The 19,983-nt window shown below is 38.7% G+C and carries 20 protein-coding genes and 1 pseudogene; 13 read left to right on the top strand and 8 right to left on the bottom strand.

What is annotated here, in order from left to right; translation table 11 throughout:
• Positions 1-20: 20 nt before the first annotated feature.
• Complete coding sequence (locus H9L23_RS22520) at positions 21-1,268, bottom strand: aspartyl protease family protein (protein WP_187592417.1); 1,248 nt, start codon at positions 1,266-1,268, stop codon at positions 21-23.
• Between the two features lie 50 nt (positions 1,269-1,318).
• On the opposite strand from H9L23_RS22520, the gene H9L23_RS22515 reads away from it, so the two are divergent.
• The 3 genes from H9L23_RS22515 to H9L23_RS22505 are packed head-to-tail and all read left to right on the top strand — an operon-like array spanning position 1,319 to position 4,225.
• Positions 1,319-2,647, top strand: a complete 1,329-nt coding sequence (locus H9L23_RS22515; RefSeq protein ID WP_187592416.1) for a D-alanyl-D-alanine carboxypeptidase — start codon at positions 1,319-1,321, stop codon at positions 2,645-2,647.
• On the top strand, positions 2,647-3,687 hold the full coding sequence (locus H9L23_RS22510) for an aminotransferase class I/II-fold pyridoxal phosphate-dependent enzyme (RefSeq protein ID WP_187592415.1): 1,041 nt from the start codon (positions 2,647-2,649) through the stop codon (positions 3,685-3,687). The genes H9L23_RS22515 and H9L23_RS22510 overlap by 1 nt, the downstream gene beginning before the upstream one ends.
• 37 nt (positions 3,688-3,724) lie before the next feature.
• Positions 3,725-4,225: a phosphoglycerate mutase family protein gene (locus H9L23_RS22505; RefSeq protein WP_187592414.1), complete on the top strand. Its 501-nt coding sequence runs from the start codon at positions 3,725-3,727 to the stop codon at positions 4,223-4,225.
• 146 nt (positions 4,226-4,371) lie between these two features.
• Here H9L23_RS22505 and H9L23_RS22500 read toward each other — a convergent pair whose 3' ends face one another.
• From H9L23_RS22500 to porX, 5 genes are all read right to left on the bottom strand, one after another.
• On the bottom strand, positions 4,372-5,055 hold the full coding sequence (locus tag H9L23_RS22500) for a M15 family metallopeptidase (protein ID WP_187592413.1): 684 nt from the start codon (positions 5,053-5,055) through the stop codon (positions 4,372-4,374).
• Between the two features lie 99 nt (positions 5,056-5,154).
• Complete coding sequence (locus H9L23_RS22495) at positions 5,155-6,381, bottom strand: alanine dehydrogenase (protein WP_187592412.1); 1,227 nt, start codon at positions 6,379-6,381, stop codon at positions 5,155-5,157.
• Positions 6,382-6,454: 73 nt separating this feature from the next.
• Positions 6,455-6,871 (bottom strand): tRNA (adenosine(37)-N6)-threonylcarbamoyltransferase complex ATPase subunit type 1 TsaE, encoded by a 417-nt coding sequence (gene tsaE / locus H9L23_RS22490; RefSeq protein ID WP_187592411.1) that lies wholly within the window; start codon positions 6,869-6,871, stop codon positions 6,455-6,457.
• A gap of 204 nt (positions 6,872-7,075) precedes the next feature.
• Positions 7,076-7,312, bottom strand: coding sequence for a hypothetical protein (locus H9L23_RS22485; RefSeq protein WP_187595590.1), 237 nt, complete (start codon positions 7,310-7,312; stop codon positions 7,076-7,078).
• Between the two features lie 189 nt (positions 7,313-7,501).
• Complete coding sequence (gene porX / locus H9L23_RS22480; RefSeq protein ID WP_187592410.1) at positions 7,502-9,055, bottom strand: T9SS response regulator signal transducer PorX; 1,554 nt, start codon at positions 9,053-9,055, stop codon at positions 7,502-7,504.
• A gap of 111 nt (positions 9,056-9,166) precedes the next feature.
• Here porX and H9L23_RS22475 point away from each other — a divergent pair, with 111 nt between their 5' ends.
• The 10 genes and pseudogenes from H9L23_RS22475 (at position 9,167) to H9L23_RS22430 (ending at position 17,573) form a co-directional block, all read left to right on the top strand.
• A complete protein-coding gene (locus H9L23_RS22475; protein WP_187592409.1) occupies positions 9,167-10,390 on the top strand; it encodes an HD domain-containing protein in 1,224 nt (407 codons plus the stop codon).
• Between the two features lie 122 nt (positions 10,391-10,512).
• Positions 10,513-11,589: a UDP-3-O-(3-hydroxymyristoyl)glucosamine N-acyltransferase gene (gene lpxD, locus H9L23_RS22470; protein WP_187592408.1), complete on the top strand. Its 1,077-nt coding sequence runs from the start codon at positions 10,513-10,515 to the stop codon at positions 11,587-11,589.
• A pseudogene (locus H9L23_RS22465) lies at positions 11,579-12,909 on the top strand (bifunctional UDP-3-O-[3-hydroxymyristoyl] N-acetylglucosamine deacetylase/3-hydroxyacyl-ACP dehydratase); the annotation flags it as partial. The gene lpxD and the pseudogene H9L23_RS22465, both read left to right, overlap by 11 nt.
• An 80-nt stretch (positions 12,910-12,989) precedes the next feature.
• Positions 12,990-13,775 (top strand): acyl-ACP--UDP-N-acetylglucosamine O-acyltransferase, encoded by a 786-nt coding sequence (gene lpxA, locus H9L23_RS22460; protein ID WP_025141731.1) that lies wholly within the window; start codon positions 12,990-12,992, stop codon positions 13,773-13,775.
• Between the two features lie 75 nt (positions 13,776-13,850).
• A complete protein-coding gene (locus H9L23_RS22455; RefSeq protein WP_187592407.1) occupies positions 13,851-14,333 on the top strand; it encodes a GNAT family N-acetyltransferase in 483 nt (160 codons plus the stop codon).
• Positions 14,334-14,338: 5 nt separating this feature from the next.
• Positions 14,339-14,953, top strand: a complete 615-nt coding sequence (locus H9L23_RS22450) for an ABC transporter ATP-binding protein (RefSeq protein WP_187592406.1) — start codon at positions 14,339-14,341, stop codon at positions 14,951-14,953.
• Between the two features lie 528 nt (positions 14,954-15,481).
• Positions 15,482-16,042, top strand: coding sequence for an elongation factor P (gene efp, locus H9L23_RS22445; protein ID WP_187592405.1), 561 nt, complete (start codon positions 15,482-15,484; stop codon positions 16,040-16,042).
• Between the two features lie 129 nt (positions 16,043-16,171).
• The gene (efp, locus tag H9L23_RS22440) at positions 16,172-16,732 is read left to right on the top strand and encodes an elongation factor P (RefSeq protein ID WP_025141727.1); all 561 of its coding nucleotides are present in this window, start codon (positions 16,172-16,174) and stop codon (positions 16,730-16,732) included.
• A gap of 111 nt (positions 16,733-16,843) precedes the next feature.
• Positions 16,844-17,404 (top strand): 5-formyltetrahydrofolate cyclo-ligase, encoded by a 561-nt coding sequence (locus tag H9L23_RS22435; RefSeq protein WP_187592404.1) that lies wholly within the window; start codon positions 16,844-16,846, stop codon positions 17,402-17,404.
• Positions 17,405-17,414: 10 nt separating this feature from the next.
• Positions 17,415-17,573 (top strand): hypothetical protein, encoded by a 159-nt coding sequence (locus H9L23_RS22430; protein ID WP_187592403.1) that lies wholly within the window; start codon positions 17,415-17,417, stop codon positions 17,571-17,573.
• 197 nt (positions 17,574-17,770) lie between these two features.
• On the opposite strand, the gene H9L23_RS22425 is transcribed toward H9L23_RS22430, so the two are convergent.
• Positions 17,771-18,742: a formimidoylglutamase gene (locus tag H9L23_RS22425; protein ID WP_187592402.1), complete on the bottom strand. Its 972-nt coding sequence runs from the start codon at positions 18,740-18,742 to the stop codon at positions 17,771-17,773.
• A complete protein-coding gene (gene hutI / locus H9L23_RS22420) occupies positions 18,735-19,976 on the bottom strand; it encodes an imidazolonepropionase (protein ID WP_187592401.1) in 1,242 nt (413 codons plus the stop codon). The genes H9L23_RS22425 and hutI overlap by 8 nt, the downstream gene beginning before the upstream one ends.
• Positions 19,977-19,983 lie beyond the last annotated feature (7 nt).

Below are 19,983 nucleotides of genomic sequence, written 5' to 3'. Positions count from 1 at the left end.
TAACTGGAAAATTACGCTATTTAAATCCTCTTTTCGAGATGTACTACCTTAAAAAAAACTTCTTTACCCCTATAAATCTCAAAAATCAAACTTCTATCGGCCTTTGACTTGAATAATTCGGTAAGATCGTTCAGGCTATAAGTTTCAATACCTTTAAAATTAACCGCAATTATTTCGTCATCGGGACAAAGGCCTGCCTTTTCAGCAGGACTGTTTTCATCAATTTCTCCAATAATTACCCTTTTATATTCCTTTTGATCAAGATAAATGACCATTCCCACCATATCGTGCTCAAAAGGTGCCTTGCTAAAGGCGTTCGGTTTAACATAAATAAAGCCTTCTTCGTAATTAAACTGGATATTGAATTTCCGCAGCAGATCGGCTCCTAAATTTCCATTCCTTTTGGATAGGTCTATTTTTTCTGCAATGGTTTTAAAATCCGGGAATCCGACAACAACATCATTAAAAACATAACTTCCTAAACTAAATTTACCCACCCGGCCGATGTAACCTTTAATCTGTCCGCTGAGGCTCATCCCCAAATTGGCCTTTATTTTTTTTTCGGGCAAAGGATATTCACTGCCCTGCAACATTTCGAGGGAAAGCGCATGACTTGCACCGGTATCCATTAAAAACCTGGCGCTGATCGATTTTCCATCCGGCAGTTCAACACTTCCAACAATGTAAGGTTTCTGGTTTTCGATTTCAATCGGGATTTTCTTTCCGCGGTATTTAACTTTTGCATCACGATCGTAAATAATCAACCTGTTTTCGCTGTACCGTATATCCACAATAAAGCTGCTAAAAAAGCTATAGCCCAGTAATCCATAAATCTTAAGTCCTAAATGGCCCGATAAATTAAAAAGATCTTCTTTTAAAATGGCCGTTGGGATGTGTTCTATAGTAGCGCTCCCTACTTTTACATCCAAACTTTGCGAAACATAAGCTTCAACCGTTTCTATGCCCAGTCCCGAAACTTTAATTTTACGGAGCATGTTAAAGTTTAACGAATCGATAATAGATGGGTCGGTAATAATCATCGGGCCAACCCCGGTATCGAGCACAAAATCAAAAGGGCCTTTACCATCTACATAAACAGGAATAACAATCAGGTTTTTAATGCATTTAAAAGTAATAGATTGCTTTTGCCGGTTCCTTTTAAACAGGAATTCCTGCCCCATGGCAGAAAAAAAAAGAAATACCAGGCCCAGGCAAATGATTAGTTTACGTAAACAGATTATTACACCGGGACTATATTTGGTTAACATTAAACTAAATTTAATAAATTAGTTGATAATTATGTCCCTAAATTTAGAAGATGTTCCGGTTAAAAAATCAAAATCTCACTTTTCTGGTATTTGCGTTATCCATTTGTTTGCTGACGGCTTGTTCTACCAATAAAATTATTTCGAAAAAAGTAGCTAAAGAATTTAAAAACTCGCAGTTAATCAAGCAGTACCAGGTTGGTTTTGCGCTTTACAACCCTACCGATAAAAAGATGATTTTTGAGAAAGATGCCGATAAATATTTTACACCAGCCTCTAACACGAAACTTTACACCTTTTTTGCCAGTTTAAAAATGCTGCCCGATTTAATGCCGGCATTAAGATATATCGAAAGGAACGACTCGTTAATTTTTTGGGGAACAGGCGATCCTTCATTTCTGCAGTTTGCCGTGAAAGATAAATCCGCTTATAATTTCCTGCTTGCCTCTAATAAAAAGCTGTTTTTTGCCCCGGGCCGTTATTCGGGTACTTTTTTTGGCGATGGCTGGGCCTGGGATGATTACGATTATTATTACCAGCCCGAAATTACCGAGATGCCTATTATGGATAATATGGTAACTTCTACTTATGCGGGTTCTAATAAAATCAACATTGAGCCCAGGGTTTTTGCTCCGTGCTTTAAAGTAGATTCGACAAAAACCACAGGCAATTTCCAGGTAACACGCGATTTTTTAACCAATAACTTTCATTATCCTGCCGTTGCTGTTAAACCAGGTTATAATCAGCAAAATCCTTATAAAACAAGTGCACAGGTTACCGTTGAAGTATTATCTGATACCCTGCACAAACCTGTTGGCCTTATCGATCTTAAAATCCCCTCAGATGCCAAAACTTTGCAGGGTGCAAAACGCGATTCGGTTTTAAAACACATGATGTTACCCAGCGATAATTTTATAGCCGAACACTTGTTGCTTGTATGTTCCAACCAGATTGGCGATACCTTGAGTACCGTAAAAGCTATCCAGCACATTACCAAAAATTACCTTTCCTTTTTGCCCGATAAAGTTAAATGGGTAGATGGCTCGGGGTTATCGCGCCAAGATTTATTTACACCCCGCGATAATGTATACTTACTCGATTCCATTTATAAGCTGGTAAACAATCCGGAGAAGCTTTTTGATATGCTGCCTGCCGGAGGAAAAAGCGGTACTTTAAAAAGTGCTTACCCAAAAACTGATAAACCCTTTGTTTACGGCAAAACAGGGTCACTCGGTGGTGTTCATAATCAAAGTGGGTACGTATTAACCAAAAAAGGAAAAACCTATATTTATTCTTTCATGAACAATAATTTTGTAAAACCTACTGCCGAGGTAAGGGCAGAAATGGTGAGGATAGTAACTTACATACATGATAATTTTTAATGCCAGATTTTAAATCAATTGACAAACCCTTTTCGAACAAAATAAACATTGATGGTACCTCCTATTTGTATTTTGGCGGAACGGCTTATTTGGGCATTCCACAAAATCAGGATTTCATTGATTTATATATTGAAGGAGTAAAAAAATTTGGATTAAATAACGGCACCAGCCGTACCAACAATATTCAACTGGGTATTTACGATGAGGCAGAAAAAGTAGCTGCAGCACGATATGGAACAGAAGCTGCGCTCATTACATCTAGCGGATATTTAGCCGCGCAGCTTACCGTTAAAGCTTTATCTGCATTAGGTAAAGTAATTTATGCTCCGGCTACTCACCCTGCGCTCTGGTTAACTGATCAGCCGGCAAATCAGCAAACCTTTAATAACTGGAAGAAGGAAACGATAAACCTTATCAATACGTCCGGAGAGAAAAAATGGGTGCTGATCAGCAACTCCATGAACAATCTTTTTCCTGAAATTTATGATTTTAACTTTTTAACCGAAATACAGGCGGAAAAAGAGATCATTTTAATTGTTGATGACTCACATGGCATCGGTATTAACAATAATGGAATCGGTGCATTTATCAACCTTCCGCTTAAAGCTAATATCGAACGGGTAGTTGTGGCCTCTATGGCAAAAGCGCTTGGAGTAGATGCCGGGTTGGTTTTGGGCTCGAATGCAATTATTGAAAAGCTAAAAAACAGCAACATTTTTGTTGGGGCATCCCCTCCATCTGCAGCCAGTCTTTTTGCTTTTATCCATGGTGAATATATATATCGTGAAGCCTTGAAAAAGTTGCATGAAAATGTAGCTTTACTTACAGCCAATTTAAATACAACCTGGGCATTTGAATCAGGATTTCCTGCATTCTTATCTCAGGATGCTACTTTAGTGGATGACTTATTAAAAAAAAATATCCTGATTTCATCTTTTCCTTACCCAAAGCCCGAATCTGAACCGATAAATCGAATTGTTTTGAGCAGCTGGCATGAAAAAGAAGATATAGAAAAGCTAATCGCTGCCATAAATTTTTAACCTTTTCTTATCCAATTAATTTTTCAATATTTATGACATGAAAAAACTGTTCGTATTCCTGTCGTTAAGCCTACTTTTTATTAATGTAATTTCTGCACAAACCACCACCGTCTGGATTGTTAGACATGCTGAAAAGGATAAATCAAACCCACAGGATACTGACCCTAGCCTATCGGATGAAGGAAAAATCCGTGTCGCCGATTTAGCAAAATATTTAAAAAAGGTAAAATTTGATGTTGCCTTCGCCACGCCAACGAAAAGAACCCATCAAACCTTAGATTCATTGGTGATCCCAAAAGTGATTAACTATAAAGACATTAAATCGCTTGTGGATAGCATCAAAACCAATTATGTGGGTAAAACCGTGATGGTTGCAGCCCATTCCAATACTGTACTCGAAATTATTGAAGCCCTTGGTGGTAAAAGACCAAAAGAAGAATTAACCGACGATGATTATGATTACATTTTCGAATTATCGGTAAAAGAAGATAAAGCAAAGGTTAAAATGGATCAATATGGCAGGCCACACCATTTGTAATTCAAGTGATGTCAGTTGTTACCACCTGACGCGATCGGATAGAAATGACAAAAGTATGCTATACGCTCTCAGTCTGGTGACCATTAAGCAGTTAAGAAAATTAAGGTTATTCCCATTAATGAACCAATGACAATTGAACTAATGAACTACAATTTCTCGAAAGGAATATCCATTAAATCATATCCTCTCCACCCCGAGAAATCGTAATGCCACCATTCGTTTTCCAGTACATTCATGTTATACTTGCCCATGATGGCGATGAGGAAATCGCGGTTTTTCCTGGCTTCGGGTGATACCTTTTCATATTTTGCCGCTGCAGCAGCCGAAAAACTATCGTAAGGCGTTGGCATCACCAATTCTTTACCTGTTTTCAGATTGATTAGTGTTAAATCTACCGCGCAGCCCCTATTATGTTTAGATCCTTTTGCCGGATTGGCCACAAAATTTTTATCGCTTGCTTTTTTATAAAACTCAACCGTAATGGCATAAGGACGATAACCATCGAATATTTTTAAACCGTAGCCTTTTTTATTTAATTCCTTTTGGATTTTCTTTAAGGCATCTACCACAGGTTTCCGGGCAAAAGCCCTCGCCTGTTTGTACATCACCTGTTGCATAAAATTATTCCTGGTAGCGTAGCGGATATCAAGCCTAATATTTGGAATGGCTTTTTTGATTTCAACCAACTCGTTATTCGGATTCGATTTTACAGAAGCCAGGTATTGATTGTAAGAATTTACTATAAACAGCTTTTTTTTCGCAACTGGTTTATTTTGGGCATTTACAGCAACCGAGAGTAAAAAGAATAAAGCTAGCAGATTGAATTTCATATTTTAGTAGCATAAGAAATAAGTATCAAGATGTTAGATACAAGTATCAAGATATTTCCATCTCACATCATCCGTCTTACATTGTCCATCTTACATCTTTTATTGATTCGAAACCACCAACAGTTCAAGATCCTTGAACGGCAGATTAAACATATCGGCCAGGTCTTTATTGGTACAGTTTCCCTGGTAAATATACAGTGCTTCGCGGATACCCGGGTTGTTCCAAACCATGTTCATTAAACCTCCATATTCGCCAATATCCAATAAAATAGGCGCAAAAATATTAGTTAAGGCATAAGAAGCCGTTCTTGGCACACGCGAGGCAATATTGGGTACACAGTAATGGATCACGTCATATTTCCTGAAAACCGGATTGGTATGGTTGGTTACTTCAGAAGTTTCGAAACAGCCACCCTGATCAATACTTACATCAATTACCACAGAGTGTGGTTTCATCCGCGCAACAGTTTCTTCCATTACCACACAAGGGCTACGGCCATGACTGGCACGGATAGCGCCAATCACTACATCACAGGTTATAATGGCTTTATTCAATACGATAGGCTGCATTACTGAGGTAAATACCCTGCTGCCTAAATTATTCTGTAAGCGGCGTAAACGGTAAATTGAACTATCAAAAACCTTCACCTCGGCACCTAAGGCCAAAGCTGTCCTTGCTGCATATTCGCCAACGGTGCCTGCACCTAAAATAACAATCTCAGTCGGCGGCACACCAGTAAAACCTCCTAACATTAGTCCTTTACCTCCTGTTACATTACTCAGGTACTCGGCAGCGATTAATATAGAGGTAGAGCCAACAATTTCGCTCATGGCTCTTACTACGCTCAAAATATTACCTTCGTCGCGGAGATTTTCAAAACATAACGCATTGATTTTTTTATGCATCAAAGCTTTAAGGTAATCCTGCTTTAAAGTGCCGGTTTGCAATGAAGAAATAAGGGTTTGCCCTTTGTGCATCAGCTCAATTTCCTCTAACATGGGAGGTGCAATTTTAACCAGGATATCCGCGTCGAAAACCTCTTTTTTATCGTAGGCAATTTTGGCACCCTGCTCGGCATACTCGGTATCAGAAAAATTGGCTGCGATTCCGGCTCCCGTTTCCAAAACAACCCGATGACCATTATTTACCAGTAAAGCTACTGATAAAGGAGTTAAGGCAATTCTATTTTCCTGGAAAGAAATTTCTTTAGGTATTCCTATGTAAAGGCTGTTTTTCTTTTTGCTGGTTTCTAACTTCGCCTCTTGCGTTTGCAACAAACCTTGACGAGCTATATCGGCCATTCCTTCGCGTAATCCTGTAGCCATGCTGAATTAATATTTTGGTAGTTTTAGGTTGTTCAAGGTACGGAAATTCTGTTAATTTATTGATAACTAATTGTTATACCTTCGAAAGTTTGAATAATCTGCGGTCTTCATCCAGCACTTTTATCTCCACTTTAATGTAGTTTTCTGGCAGTAATTCAGCTACCCTTTCAGGCCATTCGATTAAACAGGTACCGCCGCCATAAAAATATTCCTCATAGCCCAGGTCGTAAGCCTCGCGGATATCTTTTATACGGTAAAAATCGAAATGAAACACAAGTCCATTCGGACTTTCATATTCATTTACAATAGAATAGGTTGGGCTCGAAACCACATCGGCAATTCCTAAATGTTTACAGAAATTTTTAATAAAAGTGGTTTTCCCTGCGCCCATATCGCCTTCAAAAATGAAGACTTTTTCACTGCCCGCAAAATCTGAAAGCTGTTGTGCCACAACAGGTAAATCGGCTAAACTATTTACTTCGATATCCATTTTTAAAGAATAAAGGCAAAAGTAATACATAATTGCATTGCTTTTGCCTTTATTTGTTTTGCAATTAGTCAAGCTGAGTTTGTTGAAAGCCTATAACCTGTAAATTATTGAAAGTCTTTCGATAGGCTCAAGATGACAACCGACTAAACATGTAAGTCATAACTTTACCTCGACGAATAAGTCATCATCAGAGCAATTATACAATTAACCTTTAAAGTAAAGGCCGATAATCATTAAAGCCAACGCTATAAACAAGCCAACAAACCATTTAATCATATCAGTTTTAGCATTTGCCAAATCTTCTTTAGAAGCCAAATGGGAGGTTTTATCAATTACGGTTTTATCAACTTTCGCCTCAATATAACTGGTTAACTGCTCTGCAGTATCCTTATCAAGCTTTTCGCTTAAAAGTGCATATAGTTGAGTTATCGAAATATTCATATTGTCTAAAATCTAATTAAAATTAAGAATAACGCTTCAGTTTAACAAAATATAGGCATATTTCTTCTTGCAATGATTGCTTTTGCCTACTATTCTAACGAAACAAATCCTGAAACAAGTTCAAGAGGAAATTCCCATTGAAAAATGACCGGTCTCGTGTCTCAAATCTAACATCTCAAATCTCTCAAACTACCTCGGCGAATACGTCACTACCGGAATAATCATTTCCTCTAAAGAGATCCCGCCGTGCTGGAAGGTTTCGTTATAGTAATTTACAAATTGATTGTAATTATTCGGATAAACGAAATAACTATCTTCTCTCGCAAAAATATAACTGCTGCTGATGTTGATCTTAGGCAACAAAGCATCGTGTGGATTTTTGATTAAAAACACCTCTTTTGCATTAAAATTAAGGTTTCTGCCCTGTTTGTAACGTAAATTGGTGTTTGTGCTCCTATCGCCAATTACCTTAACCGGTTTTTTAACACGAATAGTTCCATGGTCGGTGGTGATGATTACTTTAACCTGTTTTTGAGAGATTTTTTTCAATAAATCCCAAAGTGGAGAGTGCTCAAACCATGATAAGGTTAACGAACGGTAAGCTGCATCGTCATTAGCCAATTCTCTGATCATCTGCATATCAGTACGGGCATGGCTCAGCATATCAACAAAATTGAATACAATGGCATTGAAATCGTTCTGTAACAGGTTATTGGTTTGGTCAACCAGATCTTTTCCCTGCTCGAAGGTTAAAATTTTATTGTAACTGAATTTACAGTCTTTTCTTAAGCTGCGTTTAATGTTATCGGCCAGAAAAGCTTCCTCGTGCATATTTTTTCCACCCTCATCATCATCGTTCTGCCAAAGCTGAGGAAAACGTTTCTCCATGTCAAGAGGCATTAAACCTGAAAAAATTGCGTTACGGGCATATTGTGTTGCCGTTGGCAAAATACTGGTATACATATCCTCTTCATCAATCCTGAAATATTCAGAAATTAACGGATTAATAATTTTCCACTGATCGTAACGCAGGTTATCAATCAGGATAAAGAATACAGGTGTGGTATCGTTAATATGCGGAAAAGCCTTTTTCTTCAACAATTCATTCGAAAGTAAAGGTGCTTTATCCTTGTTCTTGATCCAGTCGAGGTAATTTTCTTCAATAAATTTAGTGAACTGCGTATTGGCCTCCTGTTTCTGCATGGTTAAAATTTCATGCATCTGAGGATCATCCAGCTTCTCTAATTCAAGTTCCCAGAAAACGATTTTTTTATATACATCAACCCACTCTTCATAGTTAAGCCTGTCGCCCAGGGTCATGCCCAAACGGCGGAAATCCTGTTGATAAGCCATTGATGTTTTTTCGCTTACCAAACGTTTATTATCAATCAGTTTTTTGATGGTAAGCAATACCTGTTTGGGATTTACAGGTTTGATCAGATAATCATCAATTTTACTGCCTATCGCATCTTCCATTAAATTTTCTTCCTCGCTTTTGGTAATCAAAACTACCGGCACATCAGGATTTAAATTTTTAATGGCAGAAAGCGTTTCGATACCACTCATGCCCGGCATATTCTCATCTAAAAAAACCAGGTCGAAGTGTTCTTTTCCAAATGCTTCCAGAGCATCATTTCCATTGGTAAATGTGGTTACATTATAACCTTTATCATTCAACAATAATATATGTGGTTTTAATAGGTCGATTTCGTCATCGGCCCATAATATCTTAGTTTCTTGCATGTTTTTGTAAAAATAGGTATGTATTGCCCTTTAATTTTGGCAGGTAAATCAAACTGTGAATAAAAATAGCAATTTTTGTACCGTATCTAGCTATTTAACTATTTTTAACGATTGAACAAGAAGAAAATAATAAATGATCCGGTTTACGGATTTATCAGTATTCCATCCGAATTGGTGTATGATGTAATTTCGCACCCATATTTCCAGCGCTTGCGCTACATTAAACAGTTGGGGATGACGCATTTGGTATATCCGGGAGCTTTACATACCCGTTTTCACCATGCTTTGGGCGCCATGCATTTAATGAGTTTGGCCATCAATCTGTTAAAAAGTAAAGGTCACACCATAACCGAAGGCGAAGAAGAAGCCGCCATTTTGGCCATTTTACTGCACGACATCGGCCACGGACCTTTTTCGCATGCTCTAGAGCATTCTCTGGTTACCGGGATCAGGCATGAAGATATTTCAGCAAAGCTGATGAACGACCTGAATATCTATTTCGAAGGAAAATTGAGTCACGCCATTGAAATTTTTAACGGCACTTACCCTAAAAAATTCCTTCATCAACTCATTTCAGGTCAGCTCGATTTAGATAGAATGGACTACCTCAACCGCGATAGCTTTTTTACAGGTGTTAGCGAAGGTGTAATCAGTTTCGACCGGATCATCAAGATGTTTAATGTTTATGATGATGACCTCGTTATCGAAGAAAAAGGGATTTACTCTATCGAGAAATTTTTAATTGCCCGCAGGTTGATGTATTGGCAGGTTTACCTGCACAAAACGGTAATATCTGGTGAGATGATCCTGGTGAAATTATTAGAACGTGCAAAAGAATTATCCGCAGCAGGCGAAAACTTATTTGCTTCACCATCATTAAATTATTTCTTAAAAAACGATATCAACGAAGCCAATTTTTTTGCGCAACACGAAAACCTGGAACATTTTACCAATCTCGATGACCAGGATATTTATGCAGCAGTAAAGGTTTGGGTTAAACATCCCGATAAAATTTTGTCTACGCTTTGTAAAATGCTTACTTCAAGGAATCTTTACAAAGTAGAAATGGGCAATGAAAAGGCGAGCGATGACCGGGTGAACTTTTTACAGGATGCAGCCGTTAATCTATTGGAGATCAAACCTGAAGAGGCAAGGTATTTCGTTTTTACCGATTCGATCCAGAACCGGGCATATAACGCCGGGGTTGGAAATATCAAGATTTTGATGAAAAATAACGATATTGTAGATATTGCAAAGGCATCAGATTTATCCAACCTGGAGTCGCTGCAGAAAACTGTAGAAAAATATATCCTCTGTTATCCAAGGGGCATTTAAGCTTATTTAACAAAATATTTAACTTTTACTGCCGTTTTAAGTCTTATAATTGTGTAAAATATACACCACTTAACCCTAGCAGGTTTTTTTGTTCATATCAATTTAACATATACCTTTGTACGATGCAATTTACTGCCACGCAGATAAGTCAGTTTTTGAACGGTTCCATTGACGGAAACCCAGATGTAGCCGTTACCGAACTTTCTAAAATAGAAGACGGGAAGGAAGGCTCTTTGTCTTTTCTTTCTAACCCGAAGTACGAAAACTTTTTGTATTCTACTCAGGCATCTGTTGTTATCGTATCAAAAGATTTCGCTCCAACACAGCCTTATACCAGCACCTTAATCCGTGTAGAAAATCCATATAGTGCCTTTACTATTTTACTGGATAAATATAATGAAGCCGTAAATGCCCAAGCGGCGCAATCAGGCATCGACAAGCTTGCTTTTGTTCATCCAACTGCAAAAATTGGTAAAAATGTATTTATTGATGCTTTTGCTTACGTTTCCGAAAATGTAGAAATTGGTGATGGATGTAAAATAAATGCCCAAACTTTTATAGGTGCAAACTCTAAAATCGGCGAAAACAGTACATTTTTCCCAGGTGTAAAAATCTATCACAATTCAGCAATTGGCAAAAGGGTTACTATACACTCCAATACTGTTATTGGTAGCGATGGCTTTGGTTTCGCGCCTCAAAAAGACGGCACTTACAATAAAATACCACAAATTGGAAACGTCATTATTGAAGACGACGTAGAAATTGGTGCTAATACAACGGTTGATCGTGCTACAATGGGATCGACAATTGTAAAAAAAGGCGCCAAAATCGATAACCTGATCCAGATTGCACACAACGTAGAAATTGGCGAAAATACCGTTTTAGCCGCACAATCAGGTATTTCAGGCAGTACAAAAATTGGCCCTAACAGTGTTGTTGGCGGTCAGGTGGGTATTGCCGGGCATTTAACCCTGGCTAAAGGCACTCAGATTGGTGCACAGGCCGGTATCAACTTTAACATTACAGAAGAAAATAAACAATGGCATGGAAGTCCTGCGCAACCACTGCGTAACTGGATGCGTGCCTCGGTAATTTTCAAACATCTCCCTGATGTAGAAAAAAGAATAAACGCGCTCGAAGAGGAATTGAAAAGGCTTACAGCTGAATTGGAAAAGAATACAATAAACAATGAACGTTAGACAAAAAACGATTAAACAAGAAATATCAGCATCTGGTGTAGGTTTACACACAGGCGCTAATGTGACTTTAACATTTTGCCCAGCCCCGAAAATCACGGCTTTAAATTTCAGCGTATTGATTTAGACGGGCATCCGATTATCGAAGCCGATGCAGATAACGTAACTGATACTTCACGCGGAACAACACTTACCCAAAACGGCGCCAGCGTAAGCACCGTAGAGCACGTAATGGCTTCTTTAGTGGGTATGGACCTTGACAACGTGCTGATCAAATTAGACGGACCGGAAACCCCGATTATGGATGGTAGTTCGATCCAGTTTGTTGATTTATTGGAAGAAGTAGGTACAGTTGAACAAAATGCCGATCGCGAATATTTTACCATTCCCCACAACATTACTTATACTGAAGAAGACAGAAAAGTAGAAATTGTGGCCATGCCGTTAGACGATTATCGTTTTACGTGCATGATCGATTACAACTCTCCTGTTTTGGGCAGTCAGCATGCTGGCATTAACACCATTGCAGAATTTAAAAAAGAAATTGCATCCTGCCGTACTTTCTGTTTCTTACACGAATTAGAGTACCAGTTATCGCATAATTTAATTAAAGGAGGCGATTTAAATAACGCCATTGTAATTGTAGATAAAGAGGTTACCAAAGACGAATTAAGCCATTTGGCCAAATTATTTAACCGCAAGGACATTGATGTTGCCCCACAGGGAATTTTGAACAACATGGAACTGCGTTACCAGAATGAGCCTGCCCGCCATAAACTTTTGGATATGATTGGCGATTTAGCTTTGGTTGGCATGCACTTAAAAGGCCACATTATGGCTGCACGCCCTGGCCACGCGGCAAACGTTGCTTTTGCTAAAAAAATCAAAGCAGCCATTAAAAAAGAGAAAAATAAAAAAATACAAAAGGTTTACGATCCAAGTGCAAAACCATTATATGACGTTGTTCAGATTATGGATATTTTGCCTCACCGTCAGCCATTTTTATTCGTAGATAAAATATTAGAACTTTCTAAAAACCATGTGGTAGGCGTTAAAAACGTAACCATGAACGAAGAGTTTTTTAAAGGTCACTTTCCGGGCGCACCGGTTTTTCCTGGTGTAATCCAGATTGAGGCCATGGCCCAGGTTGGTGGTATTTTAGTATTAAGTACCGTACCTGATCCCAGAAATTACCTCACCTATTTCTTAAAAATAGATAACGTACGTTTTAGAGCGCAGGTTTTACCTGGCGATACTATCGTTTTCCGCTGCGACTTACTTGAACCGATCAGAAGGGGTATTGCCCAAATGAAAGGTGTAGGTATGGTTGGCGAAAAAATCGTTGTCGAGGCCGAAATGATGGCCCAAATTTCAAAAATTAAACAAGCAGAACCCGCCCAATAATGATACAACCTTTAGCATACATACACCCTCAGGCAAAAATTGCCGAAAATGTGGTAATCGAGCCCTTTGTAGTGATACATAAAGACGTTGTAATTGGTGAGGGCACCTGGATCGGATCGAACGTAACCATTATGGATGGTGCACGTATCGGTAAAAACTGCCGCATTTTTCCAGGCGCAGTGATTTCTGGCGAGCCACAGGATTTAAAATTTGCAGGAGAAATTACCACTGCAGAAATTGGTGATAATACCACCATCCGCGAGTGTGTAACCATTAACCGCGGTACTAAAGATAAGTGGAAAACCACAATCGGTAGCAATTGTTTAATTCAGGCTTATTCGCACATCGCACACGATTGCGAGGTGGGTAATAACTGCATTTTCTCTAACAGCACCACTTTAGCTGGCCACATCACCATTGGCAATAACGTAGTGCTTGCTGGTTTGGTTGCGATACATCAATTTGTTAAAGTAGGTTCGTATGCTTTTGTAACCGGTGGCTCATTGGTACGTAAAGATGTTCCCCCTTATGTTAAAGCTGCCCGTGAGCCGCTTTCTTACGCTGGTATCAACTCTGTTGGCTTGCGCAGAAGAGGTTTTACCAATGAGCAGATCGATGAGATACAGGAAATTTACCGTGTACTTTTCGTTAAACACAATAATGTAACCAAAGCTTTAGACATGATCGAGGCCGAATTTAAACCAACGGAAATCCGTGATGAAATTGTTGATTTTATCCGTAATTCTAACCGCGGGGTAATGAAGGGTTTTGGCATGGGAAGTTAGTAAGGTAGAGGGTTGAAAGGTTTAAGATGGAAAGTAAAAACCCAGCCTTAAATAAAAATCGAAAAAAAAATATTCATGAGTGAGTTAACGCTAATCAGAACAGATTCAGACCATACCGATTTTAGACAATTGGTTGCTTTGCTGGATCAGGATTTAGCCGTTAGAGATGGCGACGATCATGCTTTTTATGCGCAGTTTAACAAAGTTGACGCGATTAAAGAAGTGATTGTTGCCTACCAAAATGATGTACCCGTTGGTTGTGGCGCCATTAAACCTTTCTCGGCAACCGAAGCAGAAGTAAAAAGGATGTTTGTGCATCCAGATTACAGGAAACAGGGCATAGCCGCTAAAATTGTAACCGCACTGGAAAACTGGGCTACCGAAACAGGTTTTTCTGCCACAGTGCTCGAAACAGGCAAAAAACAACCCGAAGCCATAGCGCTTTATCAGAAAATCGGTTATCAGATTACGCCAAATTATGGTCAATATGTTGGCGTTGACAATAGCGTTTGCATGATTAAACCACTTAACGCCCACCACCAAACGCCAAACGCTTAAGCCAAATGAAGATCACTTTACAGAAAGTTGGCAGAAGGTTTAATAAGGAATGGATTTTCAGGGATTTAAGCACCGAATTTTCATCAGGCAACAGCTACGCCATATTAGGACCGAATGGATCAGGCAAATCAACCTTACTCAGTGTTTTAAATGGCAGCCTGTCCCCTTCTGAGGGTAAAATTATCTTTTCTGATACAGCAGAGATCCCCGTCGAAAATATCTATAGATACATTAGTCTAGCTGCTCCTTACCTCGAACTGGTTGAAACTTTTACGCTAAAAGAGATCATTGATTTTCATTTTAAGTTTAAAAATTTTGCTGCCGGCCTTGATGCCAAAAAGCTGATCGAGGTATTAGGTTTGGAAAAAGCGAAGAATAAAGAAATTAAATACTTTTCATCAGGAATGAAGCAAAGAACCAAACTAGCTTTGGCCTGTTGCACCGATACACCAATTTTATTTTTAGACGAACCAACCAGCAATTTAGACGTCCAGGGAATAAATTGGTACCGCGAACTGATCGAAAATTTTGGAAAAGACAGGTTAACCATAATTGGCTCTAACCAAATACAAGAATACGACTTCTGCACAGAGCATATACAAATATCAGATTATAAGTAGGTTAACACCATAGCTCCTCCCCAATACACCATCTGTTTTGTCATACATTTGTACTAAAAATAAATTTTTCAAAAAATATTTTGCAGTTAAGAAATAGTTTGTACCTTTGCACCACCAAAAAGAGAAACAATTATTTAATTTATCTCTTCCAGGAAACGTTCATATTTTCCGTCTTGCGGAATTAAAAATATAGCCTTTAAAAGGCAAAGAGTTTTTCATAGTTTAGTTTGAGGTTTAGGTTGATTATGCCTTTGGAGTGGTTCCCAAAGGCATTTCTTTTATACAGCGTTTTTTTTTGTCGTTTCGGCGGTAATTATTTTATGCACAAGCCTCTCATTGCTAAACCCGATTGCACGAAAATACTTTTTGGTGCAGCCACTTCAATAAGTTTGCACCTACAATAGCAAAAAGATTGCAGTAAAAGCGGGACTGTCCTAACCGATTAATGCCGGTTTTGCTTTTCAAATCATCATTCCTTTTTTTAACTTTGATATTCAAAACAATTGACAAAACAATATTTCATTATAAATGGCAAAAGCATCAGAAGTAAAAAGCGGAAATGTTCTTCGTTTTAACGGAGAGTTGGTAAGTGTAGAAGAGTATATCCACCGTACCCCTGGAAATCTAAGGGCATTCTATCAGGCCCGTATGCGCAATGTAAAAACAGGAAAAATTGTAGAGTACCGTTTCCGTACCGATGAAGAGGTGACCATTTGTCGCGTGGAAACCAGCGACTATCAATACCTTTACGAAGACGGCGATTATTTGGTGGTAATGGACAACGAAACTTTTGAGCAATACAACATCCCAAAACTACTTTTTGGCTCTTCTATTAAGTTTTTAAAAGAAGGTATGAATGTAACTATTGCTTTCGAGAGTGATGAACCGATTGTTGCCAGCCTTCCAAATAGTGTGGAGCTCGAAATTACTTACTCAGAACCCGCAGTAAAAGGCGATACTTCTACCAGTGCACTAAAGTATGCTACTTTAGAAACCGGTGCAGAGATCAGGGTGCCGTTGTTTATTAACCAGGGCGAGAGGGTTAAAATTGACACTAAAACGGGCGAATACATGGAGCGGGTAAAATAAATAACTAAAGGTTTAAATTTTATTAAACCCTAAGCCTTATGCCTTAAACCTTTATAGGTTTTTGTTAAAATAATTTTACCTTTGCCGTCACGAAAAACTAAAATAACCCCCAATTTGGGATAACACAATATGGCAAAAGCATCAGAAATTAAAACAGGTAACATTCTTCGCATAAACAACGAACTGGTTACTGTTGACGAATGGAATCACCGTACGCCAGGAAAAGGTGGCGCATTTTATACGGGTAAATTCCGTAACATTAAATCGGGCAGAATTGTTGAGGCACGTATGAATACCGACGAGGCTGTTGAAATTTGTCGCGTAGAAACCAGCGATTACCAATATTTATACGAAGAAGGTGATTATTTGGTAGTAATGGACAATAATAGCTACGAGCAATTTAATGTGGAGAAAGCTTTATTTGGCTCTGCTATTAAATTCTTAAAAGAAGGCATGAACATCATCGTTTCAATGGAAAGTGATGAAGCCATTATGGCCCAGTTGCCAAACTTTGCAGAATTCGAAATCACATATTCGGAGCCAGCTGTTAAAGGCGATACTTCTACCAACGCTTTAAAAGCAGCAACATTAGAAAACGGTGTTGAGGTTAAAGTACCGATGTTCGTAAACCAGGGCGATAAAATTAAAATTGATACGCGTACCGGCGATTACGTTGAGCGTGTAAAATAATTTTAAACTCATATTTAAAAGCCTCTGAATTTAATTTTTCAGAGGCTTTTTTGTTTAAGACCTCGCAGGTTTTAAAAACCTGCGAGGTCTCTAAAATATTATCTTTGTTTTATGCTAAAAGCCGAAATCAGAAAACAAGCGTTAAAAGACAGGTTGCAACTAAACGACTCCATGTATCATGCGTTAAACGAATCGCTCTTAAAACAGTTTAAAACATTCGATTTTAGCCAAATTAAAACGCTGCATGTCTTTTTACCCATTACAGAAAAAAAAGAGCCGGATACTTTTTTATTGATCGGCTGGCTGAGCAAAACTCATCCCGAAATTAAAATCATTGTGCCTAAGGCCGATTTCGAAACGGCGTTGATGACCCACCACGAATACCTGGGCAAGGAAGACCTGCAAAAAAACCTCTACAACATTTTGGAGCCACAAAAAGGAAACCTGCACCAAGGCAAAATAGACATGGTCATTATTCCGCTATTAGCCTTTGATAAACAGGGTTACCGCGTTGGTTATGGCAAAGGTTTTTATGATCGTTTTCTCCGGGATATAAATGCTCAGAAAATAGGTTTATCTTTGCATCCTGCAATTGAAAAAATCGATGATGTAAATGAACACGACATCAAATTAGATTTTTGCATAACACCAACAGAAATTATAAAATTTTAAGCTTACCGGCATGCCACACGAAATCGTTATCAAAACCGAAAAACAATACGAAGACAACATGATTGCGGTATTCGAATTACAGGAAAAAGAAGAATTAACCGCCGAAGACCTGATACAGATTGAATTGATGTTAAAGGCCGGTGAAAAATACGAAGCGGAGCACCTGTAAGGGTTCACTAGTTCAGTGGCCATTGGTTTGTTGGTCTGGGTGCTTCATAAAAAGTCTTACCCTTCCCCGATTTTTCGTCATCTCGTCTGGAAACGTAGTGTAATAGAGAAATCTAAGTCAAATTACACTTAAAATGGCGGATTTGGCGGATAAATCAACCTGGGAACACTCCGTTTTCTGTGCATCAGTGGCTAAACCTAAGAAATATGCGCTTTGACGAAATCGCTTACCAAATAAGCAATTAATTTAGAAGTTAGCTTGCTCACCCTTCCATCAAGCATCCTGGTAGCACCTTCACATATATGCAGGTAAGAAAATTTCTTAGCGTGGGTTAAAATCAGTTTCCTAATATCGTTAACTTCAAATCCAGAGGGCGTTTCGGCACTCGAAAGCACATTTTGGATACAATCCAAATCGATCTCTAAACCCGCAACTGGTCCTATTTCACTAATAATGCTGTTAATATCGCTCCCCATTAAAATATCATCAAAAAATACAGCCTTTAATTTTGGACTGTTTTCGATCTGGCTTAAAATAGCCTCGTTATTATAATTTTGATGCAGACCATACATCAGATAATGGTTGAGGTAATTTTCCTTTAAAGCGTAAGAAAATCCATTTCCACTATGTCTACCTTCTAATTCCCTTAAATCGGCATGTGCATCTACATTTAATACATCAATTGGACCTTTATGGGCTAAAGAAGTACCCTTAATCATGCCATAAGCATTGTTATGACCACCACCAACTACAATTGGAGTTTTGCCCGCTGCAACAATTTTTTCGATTATCGGATGAACCAGGTCATCAATTTCGGCTACTTTAGTTCTTAAACCTTTAATAGAAGAATCTTCAGGTTCAGTAATTTCGAAATGACCTAAAACCAGGAATTCTTCACCATTTAAAAAGTGGTTACTTTGGATATTCAGAAAAGCGGTTAAACTTGTGCGCCATGCCGATGCGGCACCTGCAATACCAGCATTTGCCCTTACCCCAATATCTTCAGGAATACCCAGCAATACAAATTTTGATTTGTTCGATGTTAACCCTTCTATCGAGATTGCTTCATGTTGATAGGTATTAACCCTTTCGCCAAGCTTGATTTCGCCATCACGATGAATAATTAAATGCTCAATGTCGCTTCGCGAATATATTTTAAGGTTATCCATGATAAATCTCACCATTTAAAATCACCGTATCAACCTGGCTTTCACCAAAACTGTACGGCAAATAGGCTATTGAGGGCATTGGTTTTGTGATAAATAAATTTGCTTTTTTTCCAACGGCAATGCTTCCATAACTTTCGCTGATCTCCATTGCTGCCGCACCGTTTAAAGTAGCTGCGTTGATGGCCTGCTCCGGAAACATTTTCATTTTAATACAGCCCAGCGAAACCACAAAATTCATATTCCCTGAAGGTGTTGATCCCGGATTAAAATCGGTAGCCAAAGCCACAGGCAAATTGGCTTTAATAAAGCTTTTAGCATCTGCAAATGGAATACCTAAGTAAAACGAACAAGAGGGTAACAATGTTACAATGGTACCGGCATTTCTTAACGTTTCGATGGTTTCTTCGTTACTTTCTTCCAAATGATCAACTGAAATGGCGTTATTTTTAACCGCCACTTCAATAGCGCCCGAAACAGAAAGCTGGTTGGCATGTATTTTTGGTTTCAATCCGTATTTTGCGCCCGCATTGAGTATCTGATCGGTTTCTTCTACAGAGAAAAATCCTTTTTCGCAGAAAACATCAATATAATCGGCCAGGTTTTCCGCAGCAATGACTGGCAACATCTCATTGATAATCAAATCGATATAGCCTTGGTGATCATTTTTAAATTCGGCCGGAAAGGCATGTGCAGCCAGAAAAGTTACCTTGATAGGGATTGGAAACTGATCTTTTAACCTGCGGATTACCCGGAGCATTTTGATTTCACTTTGAGTGGTTAAGCCATAACCGCTTTTTATTTCAACCGCTCCTGTTCCTTGAAGAATCATCTGTTTTAACCTAACTGCAGCACTTTCAAACAGTTCGTCTTCTGTTGCTTTTTGAAGTTTATTTGCTGAATTTAAAATGCCTCCGCCTGCCGCGGCAATTTCTTCGTAGGTTTTTCCCTGTATTTTCATCGCAAACTCTTCTTCCCGTGAGGCCGCAAAAACAATATGGGTATGGCTGTCGCACCAGGAAGGCAAAACGTAGCGGCCTTTAGCCGAGATTTGAGATGGGAGATTTGAGATGTGGGAAGGGATAGAATCCATCTCACCGAAATCTTTGATCAGGCCGCCTTCTATTAAAAGCCAGGCATTTTCAAGAACAGGCAAATGATCGAGTTCGGTGCCGCGTAACACTAACTTATCTTTAGGGTGCAGGCCTACAAGGCCTTTTATGTTTGTGATTAGCATTTATTGG

Origin of the sequence: Pedobacter roseus, assembly GCF_014395225.1 — a bacterium.
Classification (GTDB): domain Bacteria; phylum Bacteroidota; class Bacteroidia; order Sphingobacteriales; family Sphingobacteriaceae; genus Pedobacter; species Pedobacter roseus.
The sequence above is the reverse complement of the archived record's forward strand: the minus strand, read 5'-3'. Positions and strand labels throughout refer to the sequence as shown.

What these genes read in the sequence shown, in the direction of transcription:
- lpxA (WP_025141731.1), top strand. Translation starts at nt 12,990, where the DNA reads ATGATACAACCTTTAGCATACATACACCCTCAGGCAAAAATTGCCGAA.
- H9L23_RS22515 (WP_187592416.1), top strand. Translation starts at nt 1,319, where the DNA reads ATGTTCCGGTTAAAAAATCAAAATCTCACTTTTCTGGTATTTGCGTTA.
- H9L23_RS22485 (WP_187595590.1), bottom strand. Translation starts at nt 7,312, where the DNA reads ATGAATATTTCGATAACTCAACTATATGCACTTTTAAGCGAAAAGCTT.
- H9L23_RS22505 (WP_187592414.1), top strand. Translation starts at nt 3,725, where the DNA reads ATGAAAAAACTGTTCGTATTCCTGTCGTTAAGCCTACTTTTTATTAAT.
- efp (WP_025141727.1), top strand. Translation starts at nt 16,172, where the DNA reads ATGGCAAAAGCATCAGAAATTAAAACAGGTAACATTCTTCGCATAAAC.
- H9L23_RS22435 (WP_187592404.1), top strand. Translation starts at nt 16,844, where the DNA reads ATGCTAAAAGCCGAAATCAGAAAACAAGCGTTAAAAGACAGGTTGCAA.
- H9L23_RS22510 (WP_187592415.1), top strand. Translation starts at nt 2,647, where the DNA reads ATGCCAGATTTTAAATCAATTGACAAACCCTTTTCGAACAAAATAAAC.
- porX (WP_187592410.1), bottom strand. Translation starts at nt 9,055, where the DNA reads ATGCAAGAAACTAAGATATTATGGGCCGATGACGAAATCGACCTATTA.
- H9L23_RS22450 (WP_187592406.1), top strand. Translation starts at nt 14,339, where the DNA reads ATGAAGATCACTTTACAGAAAGTTGGCAGAAGGTTTAATAAGGAATGG.
- H9L23_RS22520 (WP_187592417.1), bottom strand. Translation starts at nt 1,268, where the DNA reads ATGTTAACCAAATATAGTCCCGGTGTAATAATCTGTTTACGTAAACTA.
- H9L23_RS22495 (WP_187592412.1), bottom strand. Translation starts at nt 6,381, where the DNA reads ATGGCTACAGGATTACGCGAAGGAATGGCCGATATAGCTCGTCAAGGT.
- H9L23_RS22425 (WP_187592402.1), bottom strand. Translation starts at nt 18,742, where the DNA reads ATGGATAACCTTAAAATATATTCGCGAAGCGACATTGAGCATTTAATT.
- H9L23_RS22500 (WP_187592413.1), bottom strand. Translation starts at nt 5,055, where the DNA reads ATGAAATTCAATCTGCTAGCTTTATTCTTTTTACTCTCGGTTGCTGTA.
- hutI (WP_187592401.1), bottom strand. Translation starts at nt 19,976, where the DNA reads ATGCTAATCACAAACATAAAAGGCCTTGTAGGCCTGCACCCTAAAGAT.
- tsaE (WP_187592411.1), bottom strand. Translation starts at nt 6,871, where the DNA reads ATGGATATCGAAGTAAATAGTTTAGCCGATTTACCTGTTGTGGCACAA.
- efp (WP_187592405.1), top strand. Translation starts at nt 15,482, where the DNA reads ATGGCAAAAGCATCAGAAGTAAAAAGCGGAAATGTTCTTCGTTTTAAC.
- lpxD (WP_187592408.1), top strand. Translation starts at nt 10,513, where the DNA reads ATGCAATTTACTGCCACGCAGATAAGTCAGTTTTTGAACGGTTCCATT.
- H9L23_RS22455 (WP_187592407.1), top strand. Translation starts at nt 13,851, where the DNA reads ATGAGTGAGTTAACGCTAATCAGAACAGATTCAGACCATACCGATTTT.
- H9L23_RS22430 (WP_187592403.1), top strand. Translation starts at nt 17,415, where the DNA reads ATGCCACACGAAATCGTTATCAAAACCGAAAAACAATACGAAGACAAC.